The sequence below is a fragment of the Rhizobium sp. G21 genome, from assembly GCF_014158035.1.
In the GTDB taxonomy this organism is placed as follows: domain Bacteria; phylum Pseudomonadota; class Alphaproteobacteria; order Rhizobiales; family Rhizobiaceae; genus Rhizobium_E.
The window spans coordinates 75,602-92,305 of the sequence record NZ_JACFXW010000002.1 but is presented as its reverse complement, the minus strand read 5'-3'; the positions used below and the strand labels follow the sequence as shown (position 1 = coordinate 92,305).

Sequence of the window (16,704 nt, the reverse complement as noted above, 5' to 3'; positions counted from 1 at the left end):
CCCATGTGTGAGGCCTTACTTGCCTGCGGCCTTCATGAGGACGGAGCGGACGTCGCCGCCCTGATAGTCCTTGATGTTGTCCTTGGTGATCAGGGCCTGGGGCGTGGCGACAACACGCGGCAGCGTCTGGCCGGACACCAGCCGCAAGGCGACTTCCATGGCGACCTCGCCGGTCAGAACCGGGAAGCTGTCGACGGTGCCGGTCAGTTCGCCGGCCTCGATGGACTTGTAGGCGTCCGAGATGCCGTCGGTGCCGAACACGACCACCTTGTCCTGCAGGCCCGCCGCCTTGACGGCTTCGACCACGCCGAGCGCCATGCCGTCATTGTTGCAATAGAAGCCCACGAGGTCCGGATGCTGCTGCAGGATGTTGGTGGCGGCGTCATAGGACATCTGGCGGTCCCAGTTGCCCGGCACGCTGGCGACGACGTTGAACTTGCCGCCTTCGGTGATCGTGCTCTTGAACCCGTCGGTGCGCTGCACGGCCGCATAGACGCCGGCCTGGCCTTCGATGATCGCCACTTTGCCGCCATTGGGACGGTTCTCGAGGAACCACTTGGCGACGCGGACGCCGTTGTCGCGCTGGACGTTGCCGACATAATGCTCGGCCTGCGGGATCACTGCGTCGTTGACGTTCACGACCGGAATATTGGCGGCCTTGGCCTGCTCCATGACCGGCTGAAGGTTGGCGTCGGTCTGCGGCGAGACGAGCAGCACCTTGTAACCCTGGGTCACCATGCCTTCGGCGATCGTCAGCTGGCCGAGCTGATCGCCCTCGCTCTGCGCAGCCTGATAGGCGACGTCGACGCCGACCTTGTCGGCGAAGCGCTTGTAGCCTTCACCGAGGGAACGCCAATACTCGTTGGTCAGCGTCTTGGAGACGCCTCCGACCTTGAGACCTTCCGGCAGCTTCGGCAGGGCGCCGAACTTGGCTTCGAGATCGGACCAGTCCATGCGGTCGGGCTCGGAGTCTGAATTCAGCGGCTTGAGGTCTTGAGCCGTCGCGATGCCAGCACAAAGGGTGGCGGCGAGAGCCGCGGCGAAAAATCTCTTCATGGGTTTCCTCCCGGGTCGTTGGGTTGGTTCAGTGGTCCGCGCCGAACATCAGCTCCTGGATGATGGCCTGCGTGGAAACGGCGTCCTGTCGGTCAATCGCGCTGGAAAGGCGATTGTCCTGCTCGAGGCGGTCGACGACCTTCAACATCCGCTGGACGGTCTTGATGTTGACCTCGCATTCATGGACCGGATCGAGACCGGTAAGATCTGGGAACGTGTCGAAATAGATCGCGCCGTCGTAGCCGTCGCGGCGGATCTGGCGCAGAAGTTCGATGGTCTGAAGCGTATGGACGGCACCCACCATCAAGCCGTCGTCGCGCTTGGCGTAACCATCGTTCAGGTGAACGCCGAGGACGCGGCTGTGACGCGCAATCAGCGCGGCCGCAAAGGCCGGCTGCTCGTCGGCATAGAGCACATGGGCGAAATCCAGCGTAACCCCCAGATTTTCGGCGCCGACGTCCTTAATCGCGAGCAGGGTCGTTGCAGCATCGGGCATGAGACTGTAGGAGCGCGGCTCGTTGGGCTTGTATTCGATCGAAATCAGGCAGTCCGGATCATGTTCACAAACTTCACGAATTCCGTCTACTTCGTGTTGCCACATTGTCGAATAGTCGGCCTGGAAGGCGTAATCGAAGCCATCCTGGCCGAGCCAGATGGTCATCAGATTGGCGCCGGCTTCCCGGGTTGCATCGATGCCGCGCTTGGTGAGGTCGATGGCGTCGCGACGCACCGCCTCGTCCGGATGTGTGAAGGCGCCGAGCTTGAAGGCGGGATTGGTATAGTAGCGCATGGCGAAGCCATTGATCGAAAGGCCGAGATCTCCGAGCTTTCGAGCAAGTTCCGCTGGATTTTCACCGACATGGTCCGGAAAGTTCAAATCGAGGTCGGTCAGACCATCAACCCGCGCAGCCCGCTCCGCCATCTGCAGCACGGACGGCTTGCCGGACTGTCCTGGCCAGGTCAGATGCGCGCCTGAGGCGAAGGAATTGAGGCGGGTGGCGAAACGTGTCGGGTTCAAGGCAATCGTCCCATTTGTGAAGTTATGCACTACTTCACAATTTTGGACGTACTTGTAAAGGGTAAAAATGTGCTGCGGCGCACAAGGGTAAGCCGTTTATCGGTCCCTCTAATTCCTCAGAAGCTGGACTGATAGGGTTTTCTGATCGCCACTGGGGCGTCAAGCGTAAGGTCGTTACTTAGTCATGGGCTGAAGCACAAGCTGTGTGATGCATGGATGTGCACTATTTGAACAGCCGGTAACCACAGCGACAGGGTCGGAACATAGGTCACCAGCATAAGCACGAAAACGCTTGCGCCGAAAAACGGCCAGATGGTTCGCATCGCCTCCCGGATCGATATGCCGCCAACGGCGCAGCCGACGAACAGCACGGTTCCGACAGGCGGCGTATTAAGCCCGATGCCGGCGTTGAGGATCATGACCACGCCGAAATGGACGGGATCGACGCCGAACGCCTTGACGACAGGCAAGAGCACTGGCGTGGAGATGATGACCAGTGGGGCCATGTCCATGAAGGTGCCGAGAAACAGTAGCAGTAGGTTGATCACCAGAAGCACGATGATTGGATTATCCGAGATCGCGCCGATGGCGCCGATCATCAGCGTCTGCACCTGCAGAAAAGCCATCAGCCAGGCAAAAGACGCGGCCGTGCCGATCACCAGCAGGACCATGGACGTGGTGCGGGCCGCGCCGAGCACCGCCTCGACAAAGCCTTCCCAGTTCAGCTCGCGATAAACCAGCATGGCAACGAGAAAGGCATAGATGACAGCGATGCAGGAGCTTTCGGTGGCTGTGAAAATGCCGGAGCGCACACCGCCAAAGATAATGGCGATCAACAGCAGTCCCGGGAACGAAGCCAGGAGATAGAACGCCAGTTTCGAGAAGCCGGGAAATGGCTCAGACGGATAGCCGCGCCGCCGCGCCACGATATAGGCGGTGACCATGAGGGCCGCCGCGAGGAGAATTCCGGGAACGACGCCTGCGGTGAACAGATCGGCAACGGACACATTGCCGCCGGCGGCGATCGAGTAAAGGATCATATTGTGCGACGGCGGGATCATCAGCGCAATGATCGCGGCGTTGACTGTGACATTGACCGCATAGCCCCGATCATAGCCCCGCGCGGCCATTTGCGGGATCATCAATCCGCCAACCGCAGACGCATCGGCCACTGCCGAGCCGGAAATGCCGCCGAACAGTGTCGAGGCAACGATGTTGACCTGGCCGAGCCCGCCCCTGAGGTGGCCGACAAGGCCAGCGGCGAAGCGGATCAGACGGCTTGCGATGCCGCCGCGCACCATCAGATCGCCCGCGAAAATGAAGAACGGTATAGCCATCATGGCAAAGACGTTCATGCCGGAATTCAACTGCTGGAACACCACGATCGGTGGAAGGCCCATATAGAAGACTGTGGCCAGCGAGGCGATGCCGAGGCAGAAGGCGATCGGCATGCCGATCGTCATCAAGAGCATGAAGGAGCCGAAGAGAATTGCATAGGCCATCAAGACACCTCCTGCATGACGACAACGGGAGTTGCTTCAAGGCCGAGCGCCGCATCGATGAACCGCTCGAGAGCGAAAATCGCGATCAGCAAGCCGCCAACGATCATTGGAAAGAAATCAACGCCGCCGGGCCATCCGAGCACTGGAATGGAAGCGCTCCAGGTGCCGATCGCCAGCGTGACGGCGTAATAGGTCATGCCGAAGCCGAATATGACGATCAGTCCCAGGCTGACCAGATCCATCAGCCGCTGGATCATCGGCGGCGCTATATGGCGCACGATGTCGAGGCCCAGATGGACACTTTCGCGGACACCCACGGCAGCGCCCAGCAGAATGAACCAGGACATCAGGTGTAGCGACAAGGGTTCCGACCAGCTAGGCGTGTCATTGAGTATGTAGCGGGCAAACACCTGCCAGCCAATGATGACGGTCATCACCACGATGCCGAGGCCGGCGAGATAAAGGGCTGCGCGGCTGAGGCCGGCCAGCAGGGGTCGGATGGTTGACATGAAATGCCGCATTGAAATTCCTCCGGGGAGCCAGGCTCAATAAGACCGGCATGACTGGAGAACCGGCGCAAACTGAAGCGCCGGCTCTCGATCCTCAAAGCGTCAGTTCACCGCTGCAACCCGATCGAGCAGATCCTTCATCTTTGGATCGGTGACAAAGCGGTCGTAGACCGGCTTCATCGCGTCGCGGAATTCCTGCTTGTCGACCTCGATGATGGTGTTGCCCGCCGCACGGACCTTGGCTTCGGATTCCTTTTCACGCGCGGTCCAAAGTTCGCGCATTTTGCCGACCGAATCCTTGGCTGCCTGGCGGATCAGCTTCTGGTCTTCGGGCGAGAACTTGTCCCAGGTGATCTTCGACATCACCAGGATTTCCGGGTTCAGAGAATGCTGGGTCAGCGTGTAATATTTGGCGACTTCGTAGTGGCGGGCGGACTCGTAGGACGGCCAGTTGTTTTCCGCGCCATCGACCACGCCGGTCTCCAGCGACGAATAGACTTCGCCCATGGGCATGGGCGTCGGATTGGCGCCGAAAGCTTGCATCATCGCGATCCATAGATCGGATTGCTGCACGCGAATTTTCAGTCCCTTGAGGTCGGCCAGCGACTTGATCGGCTTCTTTGTCGTGTAGAAAGAGCGCGCGCCGGAATCGTAGAACGCTAGCCCGACAAGGCCATGCGGCTCGAAGGCGGCCAGGACTTCGTCGCCGATCGGACCATCAACCACATGGTGCATGTGCTCGGTGTCGCGAAACAGGAAGGGCATGCCCAACACAACAGTCTCCGGCACGAGATTGTTGAACGGCGCAGCATTTACGCGGTTCATGTCGATGACGCCGAACCGGGTCTGCTCAATCGTGTCCTTCTCATTGCCGAGTACGGAATTGTTCATCACCTGGATGGCGATGCGGCCGTTTGTGCGCTCCTTTAGGAGTTCGCCCATATATTTCACGGCCTCGACGGTTGGATATCCATCGGGATGAATATCGGCCGAGCGGAGGGTGACCTCCTGCGCCTGGGCGAGTGTGGAGCCGAGGGCGACGCCGACGGCGAGTGCGAGCATTCTGGCGATATTCATGGTCTCTCCTCCTTATGACTATCAATATTGGCGTGTCCACGCCCGCAGATCCTCCGCTGAAGGCGCTTGAGTCGTCAGTCTTCCTCCTGCCAAGGCGGTAGGCCGAACAGTTCCTGGGGATTATTGACAAGGGCGAGCCTGATCGCCGCCGCGTCCGGCAGCCAGCCCAGCACGGTGTCAGTAAGGTCAGCATCGTCAGGGTAGTCCGCCTGGGTATTGGCGAGATTGTGCGGCCAGTTGCTGCCCCAGACGATGCGCTCCGGCGCATGCGCGGCAATGTCTAGCGAGAAGGCTGCGACATCGGCATAATCAGGGGCGCCTGATTTGGATGATTCATAAACGCCGGCGAATTTGAACCAGCAATTGCCAGCGTCGATGAGACGCTTGACGGCCGCTATTTCAGGGCCGTCCACATTAACGCCCGCGAAAAACTTGCCGTGATGATCGATCACGAAGCGAGACTTGAGCTTCAGCAATCTGCCGACATGCTCAACTATCCGGTTGCCGTCGAACTGCACGGCGAGCATCCAGTCGCGCGCCGCAGCGCGGGCATCCACCGCCTCAAGCGCGGAAAGCCGGACGGCGCCGCCGGGCAAGTTCATGATCCGGGCGCCGACCACGCCTACGGCCGACAACGCATCTAGGTCACGATCATCCGCATCGCCCCCGATGGCGGCCACGCCGCGGGCCACGTCGCCCATTTCTTTCAGGCAGGCGATCAGATTGCCGTTGTCGCGCTGATGGGCGTTGCCCTGGGTGATGATGACGCGGTCAATTCCGAGCCAGGCCATGAACTGTCGATATTGCCCGGCATCCGGTAACGCGCCGACCGGCAGGTCGGGACCGCCCGGCTGCGCGGGGAAGCCCGGAAGATACATGTGCATCTGCGCATCGACAGCGCCTTTAGGAAATTGAACGTTCGGTTTGCGGCCGGAAATGGGACGCGTCAGCATGTCAGGCCTCCGCCATCTTGAACTCGGCGAGCGCGTCGCGGTTGATCTCGATGCCAAGGCCGGGACCATTGGGAACTTGCACCACGCCCGCCTCGTGTTCGATCGGCTGCATCACCACCGCCTGACGATAGGGATTGTCTGTGCGGTCGAATTCAAGGATGGGCTCGATGGGATTGACCCGCACCGGAATTGGAGCCATCGCCGCCATGAATTGCAGCGCAGCCGCGATATGAACCGCTGTTCCCCAGACATGCGGCACGACACGAACGCCATGTAAAGCGGCCATATCGACGATGCGCCTGGCCTCGCTGAACCCGCCCGTTCCGGCAAGATCGGGTTGGAGAATGTCGACGGCGCGGGTCTTCAGCGGCTCTTTCATCGCAAAACGCCCCTGCCAGGTCTCGCCGCCGGCGACAGGAATCGGCTGCTTTGCCTTGACCTCGCGATAGGCCGCCAATTGCTCGGGAACCACCGGTTCCTCGAACCAATCGATATCGAGCTCGGCCGCCGCGCGACCAAACCGGATGGCTTCCAGCGCGTCATAGCCGTGATTGGCGTCCACCATCAGTCGGAAATCGGGACCAACCGCATCGCGGACGGCGCGCACCACGCGGAGATCCTGTTCGACGCCAAAACCAATCTTGATCTTGCTGGCGCAGAAGCCTTCGGATTGATAGCGGCGAACTTCGGCGACTTATCCTCGACCCGGTCGACGCCATCGCGCTTGAAGCTGCCGGTGGCGTAGGCGCTGACGCTTTCTCTGAAACGACCGCCCAGCAGGGTTGAGACAGGGACGCTAAAATGCTTGCCCTTGATATCCCAGAGCGCGATGTCGATGCCCGACAGCGCCGTGATTGTTAGCCCCCGCTGACCTTGATCGCGAAGCGCATTGTAAAGCATAGCCCAGATCTTCTCGGTCTGAAGAGGATCTGCGCCCAGGAGCCAAGGCGTGTAGGCGGCAACCACCGCGGCGTTCGGCCGCGCAGGTCCGAGGCACTCTCCCCAGCCAATCAGGCCATTGTCGCAGACAATTTCCACCAACACATGGGCGCGACGGTCAAAACGCATGGAGGCGCTTTCAAACGGCGTCGCCAGCTTATAATCGAGCAGATGGGTCTTGACTGCGACAATCTTCATCTCAGCGCTTCCACGGCTCGATCATGCGCGCAAGAATGCCTTCTTCCTCGGCTGTCAGGTCATCGAGCGGCGCGCGAACCCGGCCAGCCTCAAAACCCTGCAGGCGGACGCCCGCCTTGATGGCCGCAACCGCATACCCCTTGCGGCGGCTGCGCAGCGCCATGAAGGGATAGAAAAAGTCGCGAAGGATCTGTTCGCAGCGGGCGCGATCGCCACCCCTCAGCGCCGCATAGAATTCCACTGCCAGATGCGGAACGAAGTTGAAGACGGCCGACGAATAGGTGGTGAAGCCAACACCCAGATAGGCTTCGGCAAACAGCTCCGCCGTCGGCATGCCGCCGAGATAGGTCAGTCGGTCGCCCATGGTGGCGGTCACCTGGCGCACGAGACCGATATCGCCTGTCCCGTCCTTGAAGCCCACCAGATTGGGGCATTCGTCGCAGAGACGCTTCAACGTATCGACAGAGAGCACCGAATTATCGCGGTTATAGACCATCACGCCGATGCCGACCGACTGGCAAACGCGGCGGACATGATGAAACAGGCCTTCCTGCGGCGCATCGATCAAGTAATGCGGCAGAAGCAGAATACCGTCGGCGCCCGCCTTTTCGGCGGAGCGGGCGATTTCAACCGCTATCTCCGTTCCATAGCCGCAGCCAGAAACGATCGCAGTATCGCCTGCCGCTTCCTTGGCGGCGCGGACGATCCCTGGAATTTCACCCGGGGCGAGCGAAAAAAACTCGCCGGTGCCGCCGGCGGCGAACAGGACGGGCGCCGGAAAACTCGACAGCCACTCGATATGGCGACGATAGCTCTCGGCGTTGAACGCGCCCTCGCTGTCGAAATGCGTCACAGGGAATGACAGAAGGCCTGCGCCCAGCGCGACCTTGATTTCTTGCGGCGTCATGCAGGTATCCTTTATTTGCCTCCTCCGGCAAGGTTGTCCTACATGTTTACCCGACAGATGTCAATAATTTGTCATACAGGTTTACGTTCTTCGCGCAGAAGATTGCGATACCGCATCTGACTGCCGCGCAGATGACGGCGCATGGCTGCGCGCGCGCAGCGTCCTCATCGCCATTGGAGATCGCAAAGACAATGGCGCGATGCTCTTCGTCGATCAGTTTGATATAGGCAGCCTGATCGACCTCGGAATCATCCGTCCTCAGCGCCGCGCGCGGAATAACATTGCGCCCGATCATCGCAAGGAAATCGCGGAAGCGGGGATTGTTGGCTGCTTCCGCGATGGCGAGATGCAACGCAAAATCAGCCTCGGCGCTCGGCACGCCGGCTTCAAGACATGCGCGGACAGCGTAGTGGCGCTCCAGTATGGCCTCCTCCTGCGCCGGCGATCGGCGTAAAGCCGCAAGTCCCGCGGCCTCGACTTCGACAGCGGTTCTGAGTTCCAGCACTTCAATCATTGAAGAAACACGTTCTGGATCAATATTTTGCAGTGAAAGCAACGGCGACGCGGGCGTCTGGGGCGGCTCCAGCACGAAGACGCCCGCACCCTGGCGAGTCTCCACCAGCCGATCAGCGCGCAGGCTGGCGATCGCTTTCGCGCACCACGGTGCGGCTCACCCCGTGGGCCTCGCTCAGTTGCGCCTCGCTTGGCAATTTTGCGCCGGGCGGATACTGACCAGCCAGGATCTGCCGCCGAAGAGAGTCGCCAAGCCGAGCCGTCAAGCTGCCCGAAGCTTTCTCAGTGCGCATATCCAGACCCATCCGCCACGTCCCTCCCTTGCCCAGCTTCGTGATCCCGTCGCCGCCAATATGAATGTCTCTTGCGGTTATAGCCCACTTGTTGACGCAAATCCAGCAACCTGTATGATAAGTAGCGGCAAGGCTGGCGTATCAACGCCTATATTGGAGGAAATATGTTGAAAAGATTGCTGATCACCGGCGCCGCCGGCGGACTGGGACATGCAATGCGCAGCCGGTTGGGCGGCCTGGCCGAGCGTCTGCGGTTGTCGGACATCGCCGATCTTGGCGCAGCGGAAGCAAACGAGGAGCTTATGCCTTGCGACCTGGGCGATGCGGCGAGCGTCATGCGCCTGGTGGAGGGATGCGACGGCATTCTTCACTTGGGCGGCGTGTCAGTGGAAGATAGATTTTCGAAGATCCTCAACGCCAATATCGCGGGCGTTTACAATCTTTACGAGGCCGCGCGGGCGCATGGCCGTCCGCGCATCCTGTTTGCGAGCTCTAATCACACGATCGGCTATTATCGCCAGGATCAATATTTGACGACGACCGATCCGATGCGGCCTGATGGGCTCTACGGCGTCTCGAAATGTTTTGGCGAGGCGTTGGCGACGATGTATTTCGAAAAATTTGGCCAGGAAACTGCGCTTGTCCGTATTGGCAGTTGCTTTGAGAAGCCTAGAAACCATCGCATGCTGGCCACATGGATGTCCTATGGCGATTTTCAGTCCTTGATCGAGCGAGTCTTTACCGCGCCCCGTCTCGGCTGCCCTATCATTTGGGGTTCTTCCAACAATGATCGGAGCTGGTGGGACAACAGCGCCGCCGCCTATCTCGGCTGGCGGCCAAAAGACAATGCAGAGGACTATCGCGCCGAGCTTGACGCCGCCATGCCAACTCCGCCCGCTGACGACGCCGCCTCCCTTTATCAGGGAGGCCACTTCGTGCGGGAGCCGATCCATCAGGAGAGCTGAAGGAGGCATAAGATCCTTTCTCAGAGCAAATAGCCGCCTCGAATGCTTTGCGGTGCCGCGACTTATCAGATTCTGCCACTAAGTTGCGCCTCTAAAAGTCAATGAGGATCATCCGAGAATACCGACCTTACAAACACAGATTGGATTCACTGTGAGGTGATCCGCCTCATGATTGTCCCCCAAAGTGGATGATGATCGCTATGGGCAGTTTCTGGCGAAAAATTCAGGTGTTGCCTACTGGTCAAATTGCTGATTCACTTCGCATATTGAAAGCGGAGTGGAGCACATGCTGGGGACCCTAGATCCCCTCAAGTTCCTTAAGGGCTTGACGTCGCCGCAAGATCGGTACCGCTCAAAGTATGAGGAGCCTGAAGCGCCTTAAGGGTTAGGGCACCCCGTTGCTGGACAGGATCTGCACGGCGCCGCGGATAGCGACACGAAAAGCCTCGTCGAAATTGACACCTTTCACCTGCCACTGATAGCGCCTGCCGTCATGGCGGAAGCGCCAGGTCGCGACCCAGCCGAGATCGGAATCGCTCCAGACCAGCGTCCCCGAGATGGGAAGAGAGGCTCCGGGAGCTTCGCGGTCCCTGCTCGACACAATGTCATCGGGAACGGTGTCTGCGTCGGCTGGAGACGAGAAGACGACGCTCATCGCCATTGGCGAGGCGGCCTGTTGAAAGGCTTGCCGCATAGCCTCGTCACGCGCTGCGACTGTGTCGATCCAGTAGTCCTGACCATTGCGCTTCACCTCCAAGAACACCATGAGGGTCGGCCTCGGGGCCAGCCATGGCCGGGCGCCAAGGTCAGCCAGCAGGTGATCGACAACGACGGGATCATAATGGCAGGTGAGATCGTGCGGTCGATCGTAAGTCCCCTGCTCGTCGTGAATAGGTTTTCCCGCCAGTCGATCCCGATAGCTGAACCCGCTGATGAAGGAGGCGGCTCGTTGTCGAAGGTCAGCCAGTCGCGGATGGGCGACCAGACGCTGATCACCGGACACACGAACCAAAACCCTTTCGAGGCAATCCCGAAAGCCGAACTCCCTGTTGGCCTCCCCTGCCCGGTCACGATCGCCTGTGAGACGTAGAGCGAGCCGAGCTCCTTTGCCCGGGCTTCAGATGAAGCGCCGAGGAAGAAAGCGAAGAGGCAGAGCGCAAGTTTGTAACGCCGCATGACGAGCCGACCTTGCAGAAAGAGCCTGTAACTGTTTATATAGTTACATGAGAGATAAAAAAACAGCAACACCTGAGACGCCGGCCTATCATTCCTCGATCGGGCGGATACGCATGTTGGCCGGCGATCCGGCCCTCGATTTCGTCAACACGTTGCACTGGCGCGAAGACCGCGAGGTCGACTTCCTGCCTGACTATCGCGCATTGGTGGAATGGTCTGTGCCTGCAGCGCTGCTGTCGGCGGGGGCATGCCAAGACCTGCTCAACTGCGCATCCGCCTCCCCTGACAGAGCTGATGAAGTTCATCGGCAGGCGATCAATCTCCGAGCAACATGGCGCAGCTCACTGGATCTGAACGCCGGCGGCAATCCCGGCAGCCCCATGGAGAGTGATGTGCTTCGTCGCGAACTCGCTCCGATTTTTGCGATCTCCGAGAGCCTGCTGCGGGTTGAGCAAGACGGCAACCATATGACTGCAGATTTCCTGGAGCTGCCCTTGGTCCGCATCGGCATCGCTGTCGCGAGCCTGGCGATGATCCCCGCCGGACGCAGGATCGGACGCTGTGAGGGAGATCCCTGCGGCGGATATTTCATCGATTCAAGTCGAACCAAGCCGCGGCGTTGGTGCTCGATGGACAGTTGTGGCAATCGAGCCAAGGTCCGCGGCCATCGAGAGCGGCTCAAGCGGGCAGCACAAGCCTTCACCTGCGAGCCGGCCGGAAAGGCGAGTTGAGCTTTGCACCCGACGGGAGGAGATCGAAATGCAAGGCGGCCGCGGCGTCATTGACGCTTATAGACCGAGCGACGCGCATGCGTGGGTCGCTCTTCTGAACATCGTGAGAAGAAACCCGCTGGGGGTCGAGGCGTTTCTGGAACGAGAGGGTTCGCGGTCACCACAGGACGTCCAGTCACGGCTTGTTCTGCGTCTTGGCGACACTGTCGTTGCGATCGGACAGCTGAGTTCTTCGCCATACGTCGCCAAGGAATTTCTTCGCCTCGACCTCATCGTCGACGAAAGACACCGCAAGATCGGCTTGGGCGGAAAATTGCTTTCGGCGCTGGAAAGACAGGTTGTCGCAAATGGCTTCCTCGGAATCTATTGCGAGCAAGATCACGGGAATGAAGAGGCCGTGGGGTGGCTTCGCCGGCGGGGGTTTGAAGTGGCTGTCCGCCGCCGGGAAAGCTGCCTGGACTTGGAAGAGCCCAATCGTCCACCCCCGACCATGCCGCCGGTCGGCATCAGCCTGGTAGATTTCTCCGGCAGTGGCCTCGACTGGGAGCTGCTCTTCCAGTTCCTGCAGAACAGGCTGTCGGAGACCCCGGATCTGCAGGACATGCCGCCTTGGACGATAGACAGGATCGATGAAATCTTCAGGCGAAGCGCGAACGTCCGCCCCGACTGGATCATCCTCGCTCTCTGTGAGGGCGACCCGGTCGGCGTCGGCGTCATGCATCAGCATGCAAGCGACGCCTATCTCTATTTCGTCGGGGTGACGCCGGCATTCCGCGGCCGCAACATCGGGCAGGCTCTGATGCAGGAACTGATCCGAAAGGCGTCGCTGGCCGGCTGCCGACGCGTATCGATCGACAACCGCGAGGACAATGCCGCCGCGCTGCGCATCAACGACAAGCTCGGGCTGAGCGCACGCACCGTCCGGCTTGAACTTCGAAAGTGGATCTGACGATAAACCGGGCTGGCGATTTTAGCACAGGCTCTTATGCGAAAGGGATCTCCAATGGCCAAATTCGTATTCGGAATGAACCAGTCGCTCGACGGCTATATCGATCATCAACGCTTCCCCTCGGCGCCCAGCCCGGAGCTGTTTCGGCAATTCATCGACCAGACGGAGAAGCTGTCAGGAAGTCTCTATGGTCGCCGTCTCTATGAGAGCATGCGCTACTGGGACAGCGACCAGCCAGACTGGACGGAAGACATGCATGCGTTCGCACGCGCCTGGCGCAAGAACCCGAAATGGGTCGTATCCCGGACGCTCGAGACCGTCGGACCAAACGCGACACTTCTAGGGGCCGATGTCCAAGCCGAGATCCGGCGCATCAAAACCGAGGTTGATGGCGAAATCGAAGTCGGGGGCCTGAGCTCGCCCGCAGCATGAGCGATTGGGGATTGATCGATGAATATCGCATCTATCTCCATGCCGTCGTACTCGGACATGGGACGCCGTTCTTTGCCGCGCCCGTACCGCTGCTTCGGCTCGTCGAAACGCAGCGCTTCGACGGCGACGTTGTAAGGCTGACCTATGTGCCGTGACTGAATAGTCCGTAGACCTGATTAGCACTCCTGCGACCGGTCGAGTCAGATCGAAGACGGTCCTTTTAACGCAGTCATGGAAGTTTGGGACGTCTGATTCTGCGGGATGATTTGGCCGCTTCCGAAAATCGAGTTCGACTCCGACAAGACGCTCAATGGACAGATCCTCTCGCTGATGGGCTACAAGAACTCTCTCGCGGAGAACAACGACCAGCCCAACGGACGCCCTTATGACATGGAGGAGGCACTTGGCCGCCTGCAGAACACAAGCTTCGTCTTCCTCTATTGGCTCGATTCCGGGCAGGTCGTCGCAACCGACCCGCAATACAAGACCGTGCAAGCGCTTGCTGCCGGCAAATATGTCGCGGCGACAACCGATAACTTTCAGGAATGCAACGCGGTCGCCTATGTCCGCGTCGACAAGCTCGCGCGGGACTTCGCTATCGGCGTGTTTCCTGAACTGTTTCCGGGTGAAAAGGGCGTCTGCTTTCAAGGCCCAAATTAACTTGCGGATAGAAAGTGTCTGATGCCGTCAGAGGGTCGAGGCGCTTTGATGGATTTTATCAGCAATCATAGCAGATTCGGACAGGGGCAATGGCAATGCTGATGTCCCTCAGACGCGGATTGCTGCCCCGTCATTCCTGCAAGAGCGGCCGGTCCCCAGAGTCAGGCTTCGCCCCAGATCGCCTGCGCCGTCTGCATGACCAATTCCAGCTTCCGCTTCTGATCGTCCTCGGTAATCGAATTGCCGTGTTCGGTCGAGGCGAAACCGTAAGCGCTCATTTCCATGCGCCTTTTCTCGGTGATGCCTCTGCGGCATGAAGATGTCCACTTAAAATAGGTGGACACCAAATATGAGTGATGATGATCAGAAGCTGCGTGTGCGGTGTGTGGGGCGCGACGGTCGCCGCCGCTACGATCCGGAATCAAAGGCGCGGCTGTTGGCGGCTTGCCTTGAGCCTGGCGTGTCGATATCGGGCCTTGCGCTTTCGCATGGTGTCAACGCCAACCTTTTGCGCAAGTGGGTCAAAGATGCCAGGGAGGCTGGCTTGTCGGGCGCATCTGCAAAATCGGCGTTCATCCCCGTCGTCGCAGCCGACTACCGCTCGCCTGTGGGGCCCTGCTCGCTCGGTCTGCCGATCGCATGCGGTGGAGATCAACCGGCATCACGAGAGAAGACGGCCCCTCTGGCAGGCTCGTCCAAGATCAGCGCGGTGCTGCCGAACGGTGTGAAGCTGACACTGGAGTGCGGTGATTCAGATGCCTTGACGGCGATCATCGGAGCGTTGGCTCATGTTCAGACTGGGCGCTGAGCTGAAAGTCTACCTGCACGGCGAGCCGATCGACTTTCGCGCGGGCATCAACAGCCTTGCTGTCCTGGTGCAGGAGACGATGGCGCTCGACCCGTTTGCGCCTGCGGTCTTTGCCTTTGCAATCGCCGCCGCGACCGGATGAAGTTGCTGTTCTTCGATCGGTCGGGTTTTGTGATGGTCCTGAAGCGACTGACGGAAGACAGGTTCCGATGGCCGCGCCGGGAGACTGCGGTGGTGGCGCTTTCGACCGAGCAGCTCCATTGGATTCTCGACTGCATCGATATCGATGCGATGGTGCGTCATCCGATGCGACAATACCAGATCACCGGCTGACGGCTCCCGACGTCTTCTGTTGACGCGCCGGCGCGGCTCAGATTCAAGGATCTGATGATCTGACCCGGCGAACCCAGCATTGCGGAACTGATGGCGCAATTGACGGCCAATGCTGCCGAAATCGCCGCGCTGAAAGCCGAGAAGGAAGCGCTCAGCGCCCGCGTGGTCAAGCTCGAGGAAGAGTTGACGCTGGCGCGGCTCCATCGTTTTGCGCCCAAGAGCGAAAAGCACATCGATCGCCTCTTCAATGAAGCCGAACAGGTTGTCGATGAAGACGACGGCGACCGCGAGGATGGCAAGGTGATCGACCTGCCGGACACCGGTTTGCCACCCGCCGAAAGCGGTCCGGGAAAGAAGCGCGGCCGCAAGCCATTGCCGGAACACCTGCCGCGCGAGCGCGTCGAGTATGATCTTGCCGACGACCAGAAGACCTGCCCTTGCTGCCGCCGCCAAATGCATCGCATGGGTGAGGCCGTTACCGAGCAGCTCCATATCGAGGTGAAGGCCAAGGTCCTGCAGAATGTGCGGTTCAAATATACCTGCCGTCATTGCGACCGGACCGGCATCAACACGCCTGTCGTCATCGCGCCGATGCCCGCGCAGCCCTTGCCGGGCAGCATCGCCACGGCCTCGACGCTGGCCTTCGCGCTCGTCCACAAATATGTCGACGGCACGCCGCTTTACCGCCTGGCCCAGGCGTTCGGGCGCGCTGGCGTTCCCATCAGCCGCGGCGCTCTGGGGCATTGGGTGATCGGCTCGAGCGAAAGGCACCTCTCCCGCATCTATGACGCACTGAAGCTGCGGCTCAGATCGCAGCCGCTCATCCTTGGCGACGAGACGACGGTCCAGGTGCTGAAGGAAAAGGATCGCGAGGCCACCAGCACATCCTTCATGTGGGCCTATCGGAGCGGAGAGGACAGCAATGAGCCGATCGTGCTGCTCGATTATCAGCCAGGCCGCGGCAGATACACCCGCAGACCTTCCTCGGCGATTACCGCGGCATCCTGATGAGCGACGGCTACAGCGCATGGCGCACCCTGGAGAGAGCGACCCATCTGGGATGCATGGCCCATTCACGGCGTCGCTTCGTCGAGGCCCTGAAGACAAGGAAGAAAGGCGGCGGCCCACCGGAGCAGGCGCTGAAGTTCTTCGAGCAGCTCTATCGGATTGAAGGCCAGGCGCGAAACGAAAAGCCGGACAAGGGCGAAACTCCAGATCAATGCATTCGCCGTTTCCGCCAGCAGCACAGCGTTCCCATCCTGACCGCTCTCAAGGCATGGCTTGACAACATCGCGCCGAAGGTCGTGCCGGACACCAATCTTGGCGATGCCGTGTCCTACACCCTGAACCAGTGGGAGTATCTGACGCGCTACACCGAAGACGGCAGGATGCCGATCGACAACAATCTCCTCGAGCGCGACATCAGGATTTTTGCCACTGGAAGAAAATCCTGGTTGTTCAGCGACACGATGGACGGAGCAAGGGCCAGTGCCGTAGTCTACAGCCTGATGCTGACCTGCCGAGCCTGCGGTATCGAACCCTTGGCCTACCTGCGCCACGTCCTCACGGAACTATCTCAGCGCGGCGACAACGCCGACGTCAGCGATCTGCTGCCCTTCAACTTCAACAAGGCCGCCGCTGCCTGATCCCAGGCGACCAACCGACAGACACCCTGGTCAAACGGG

Annotated in this window: 14 protein-coding genes and 5 pseudogenes; 8 read left to right on the top strand and 11 right to left on the bottom strand. The window is 60.1% G+C overall.

Going from position 1 to position 16,704, the window contains the following annotated elements; all coding sequences use genetic code 11:
• Window positions 1–15: 15 nt before the first annotated feature.
• The 9 genes and pseudogenes from H2O14_RS21740 to H2O14_RS21700 all read right to left on the bottom strand — a co-directional run bounded on the left by H2O14_RS21740 (window position 16) and on the right by H2O14_RS21700 (window position 8,977).
• On the bottom strand, window positions 16–1,056 hold the full coding sequence (locus H2O14_RS21740; RefSeq protein ID WP_182829543.1) for a substrate-binding domain-containing protein: 1,041 nt from the start codon (window positions 1,054–1,056) through the stop codon (window positions 16–18).
• A gap of 28 nt (window positions 1,057–1,084) precedes the next feature.
• Window positions 1,085–2,074, bottom strand: a complete 990-nt coding sequence (locus H2O14_RS21735; protein ID WP_182829542.1) for a sugar phosphate isomerase/epimerase family protein — start codon at window positions 2,072–2,074, stop codon at window positions 1,085–1,087.
• Window positions 2,075–2,256: 182 nt separating this feature from the next.
• A complete protein-coding gene (locus H2O14_RS21730; RefSeq protein WP_182829541.1) occupies window positions 2,257–3,576 on the bottom strand; it encodes a TRAP transporter large permease in 1,320 nt (439 codons plus the stop codon).
• Window positions 3,576–4,097, bottom strand: coding sequence for a TRAP transporter small permease (locus H2O14_RS21725; RefSeq protein ID WP_182829540.1), 522 nt, complete (start codon window positions 4,095–4,097; stop codon window positions 3,576–3,578). Before H2O14_RS21725 ends, H2O14_RS21730 begins: the two co-directional genes overlap by 1 nt.
• Window positions 4,098–4,187: 90 nt before the next feature.
• Entirely contained in the window at window positions 4,188–5,162 is a 975-nt protein-coding gene (locus H2O14_RS21720) for a TRAP transporter substrate-binding protein (protein ID WP_182829539.1), read from the bottom strand.
• A gap of 74 nt (window positions 5,163–5,236) precedes the next feature.
• Entirely contained in the window at window positions 5,237–6,115 is an 879-nt protein-coding gene (locus H2O14_RS21715; RefSeq protein WP_182829538.1) for an amidohydrolase family protein, read from the bottom strand.
• 1 nt (window position 6,116) lies between these two features.
• Window positions 6,117–7,252, bottom strand: a pseudogene (locus H2O14_RS21710) (mandelate racemase/muconate lactonizing enzyme family protein).
• Between the two features lies 1 nt (window position 7,253).
• Window positions 7,254–8,159, bottom strand: a complete 906-nt coding sequence (kdgD, locus tag H2O14_RS21705; RefSeq protein ID WP_182829537.1) for a 5-dehydro-4-deoxyglucarate dehydratase — start codon at window positions 8,157–8,159, stop codon at window positions 7,254–7,256.
• Window positions 8,160–8,230: 71 nt separating this feature from the next.
• Window positions 8,231–8,977: pseudogene (locus H2O14_RS21700) on the bottom strand (FadR/GntR family transcriptional regulator).
• Between the two features lie 155 nt (window positions 8,978–9,132).
• Between H2O14_RS21700 and H2O14_RS21695 the strand changes: the two are divergent.
• The gene (locus H2O14_RS21695) at window positions 9,133–9,930 is read left to right on the top strand and encodes an NAD-dependent epimerase/dehydratase family protein (protein ID WP_182829919.1); all 798 of its coding nucleotides are present in this window, start codon (window positions 9,133–9,135) and stop codon (window positions 9,928–9,930) included.
• A gap of 385 nt (window positions 9,931–10,315) precedes the next feature.
• On the opposite strand, the gene H2O14_RS21690 is transcribed toward H2O14_RS21695, so the two are convergent.
• Window positions 10,316–10,933, bottom strand: a complete 618-nt coding sequence (locus tag H2O14_RS21690; protein ID WP_312858689.1) for a DUF2066 domain-containing protein — start codon at window positions 10,931–10,933, stop codon at window positions 10,316–10,318.
• A gap of 286 nt (window positions 10,934–11,219) precedes the next feature.
• On the opposite strand from H2O14_RS21690, the gene H2O14_RS21685 reads away from it, so the two are divergent.
• The 4 genes and pseudogenes from H2O14_RS21685 (at window position 11,220) to H2O14_RS21670 (ending at window position 13,878) form a co-directional block, all read left to right on the top strand.
• Window positions 11,220–11,837 carry a CGNR zinc finger domain-containing protein gene (locus H2O14_RS21685; protein WP_182829536.1) on the top strand — a complete coding sequence of 206 codons (618 nt, stop codon included), beginning with the start codon at window positions 11,220–11,222 and terminating at the stop codon, window positions 11,835–11,837.
• 28 nt (window positions 11,838–11,865) lie between these two features.
• Window positions 11,866–12,786, top strand: a complete 921-nt coding sequence (locus H2O14_RS21680) for a GNAT family N-acetyltransferase (RefSeq protein ID WP_182829535.1) — start codon at window positions 11,866–11,868, stop codon at window positions 12,784–12,786.
• A gap of 54 nt (window positions 12,787–12,840) precedes the next feature.
• Window positions 12,841–13,373, top strand: a pseudogene (locus H2O14_RS21675) (dihydrofolate reductase family protein).
• 106 nt (window positions 13,374–13,479) lie between these two features.
• On the top strand, window positions 13,480–13,878 hold the full coding sequence (locus H2O14_RS21670; protein ID WP_210275575.1) for a hypothetical protein: 399 nt from the start codon (window positions 13,480–13,482) through the stop codon (window positions 13,876–13,878).
• Between the two features lie 161 nt (window positions 13,879–14,039).
• On the opposite strand, the gene H2O14_RS28580 is transcribed toward H2O14_RS21670, so the two are convergent.
• Window positions 14,040–14,162, bottom strand: a complete 123-nt coding sequence (locus H2O14_RS28580; protein WP_281410041.1) for a hypothetical protein — start codon at window positions 14,160–14,162, stop codon at window positions 14,040–14,042.
• A 65-nt stretch (window positions 14,163–14,227) separates the two neighbouring features.
• Here H2O14_RS28580 and tnpA point away from each other — a divergent pair, with 65 nt between their 5' ends.
• The 3 genes and pseudogenes from tnpA to tnpC all read left to right on the top strand — a co-directional run bounded on the left by tnpA (window position 14,228) and on the right by tnpC (window position 16,665).
• Window positions 14,228–14,686, top strand: a complete 459-nt coding sequence (tnpA, locus tag H2O14_RS21665) for an IS66-like element accessory protein TnpA (protein WP_182829533.1) — start codon at window positions 14,228–14,230, stop codon at window positions 14,684–14,686.
• Window positions 14,667–15,019, top strand: a pseudogene (tnpB, locus tag H2O14_RS29590) (IS66 family insertion sequence element accessory protein TnpB). The gene tnpA and the pseudogene tnpB overlap by 20 nt, the downstream one beginning before the upstream one ends.
• Before the next feature lie 90 nt (window positions 15,020–15,109).
• Window positions 15,110–16,665 (top strand): annotated as a pseudogene (gene tnpC / locus H2O14_RS21650) (IS66 family transposase).
• Window positions 16,666–16,704: the final 39 nt, after the last annotated feature.

Coding starts and splice junctions, on each gene's coding strand:
- H2O14_RS21740 (WP_182829543.1), bottom strand. CDS start 1,056: ATGAAGAGATTTTTCGCCGCGGCTCTCGCCGCCACCCTTTGTGCTGGC.
- H2O14_RS21730 (WP_182829541.1), bottom strand. CDS start 3,576: ATGGCCTATGCAATTCTCTTCGGCTCCTTCATGCTCTTGATGACGATC.
- H2O14_RS21725 (WP_182829540.1), bottom strand. CDS start 4,097: ATGCGGCATTTCATGTCAACCATCCGACCCCTGCTGGCCGGCCTCAGC.
- H2O14_RS21720 (WP_182829539.1), bottom strand. CDS start 5,162: ATGAATATCGCCAGAATGCTCGCACTCGCCGTCGGCGTCGCCCTCGGC.
- H2O14_RS21715 (WP_182829538.1), bottom strand. CDS start 6,115: ATGCTGACGCGTCCCATTTCCGGCCGCAAACCGAACGTTCAATTTCCT.
- kdgD (WP_182829537.1), bottom strand. CDS start 8,159: ATGACGCCGCAAGAAATCAAGGTCGCGCTGGGCGCAGGCCTTCTGTCA.
- H2O14_RS21685 (WP_182829536.1), top strand. CDS start 11,220: ATGTTGGCCGGCGATCCGGCCCTCGATTTCGTCAACACGTTGCACTGG.
- H2O14_RS21680 (WP_182829535.1), top strand. CDS start 11,866: ATGCAAGGCGGCCGCGGCGTCATTGACGCTTATAGACCGAGCGACGCG.
- H2O14_RS21670 (WP_210275575.1), top strand. CDS start 13,480: ATGATTTGGCCGCTTCCGAAAATCGAGTTCGACTCCGACAAGACGCTC.
- H2O14_RS28580 (WP_281410041.1), bottom strand. CDS start 14,162: ATGGAAATGAGCGCTTACGGTTTCGCCTCGACCGAACACGGCAATTCG.
- tnpA (WP_182829533.1), top strand. CDS start 14,228: ATGAGTGATGATGATCAGAAGCTGCGTGTGCGGTGTGTGGGGCGCGAC.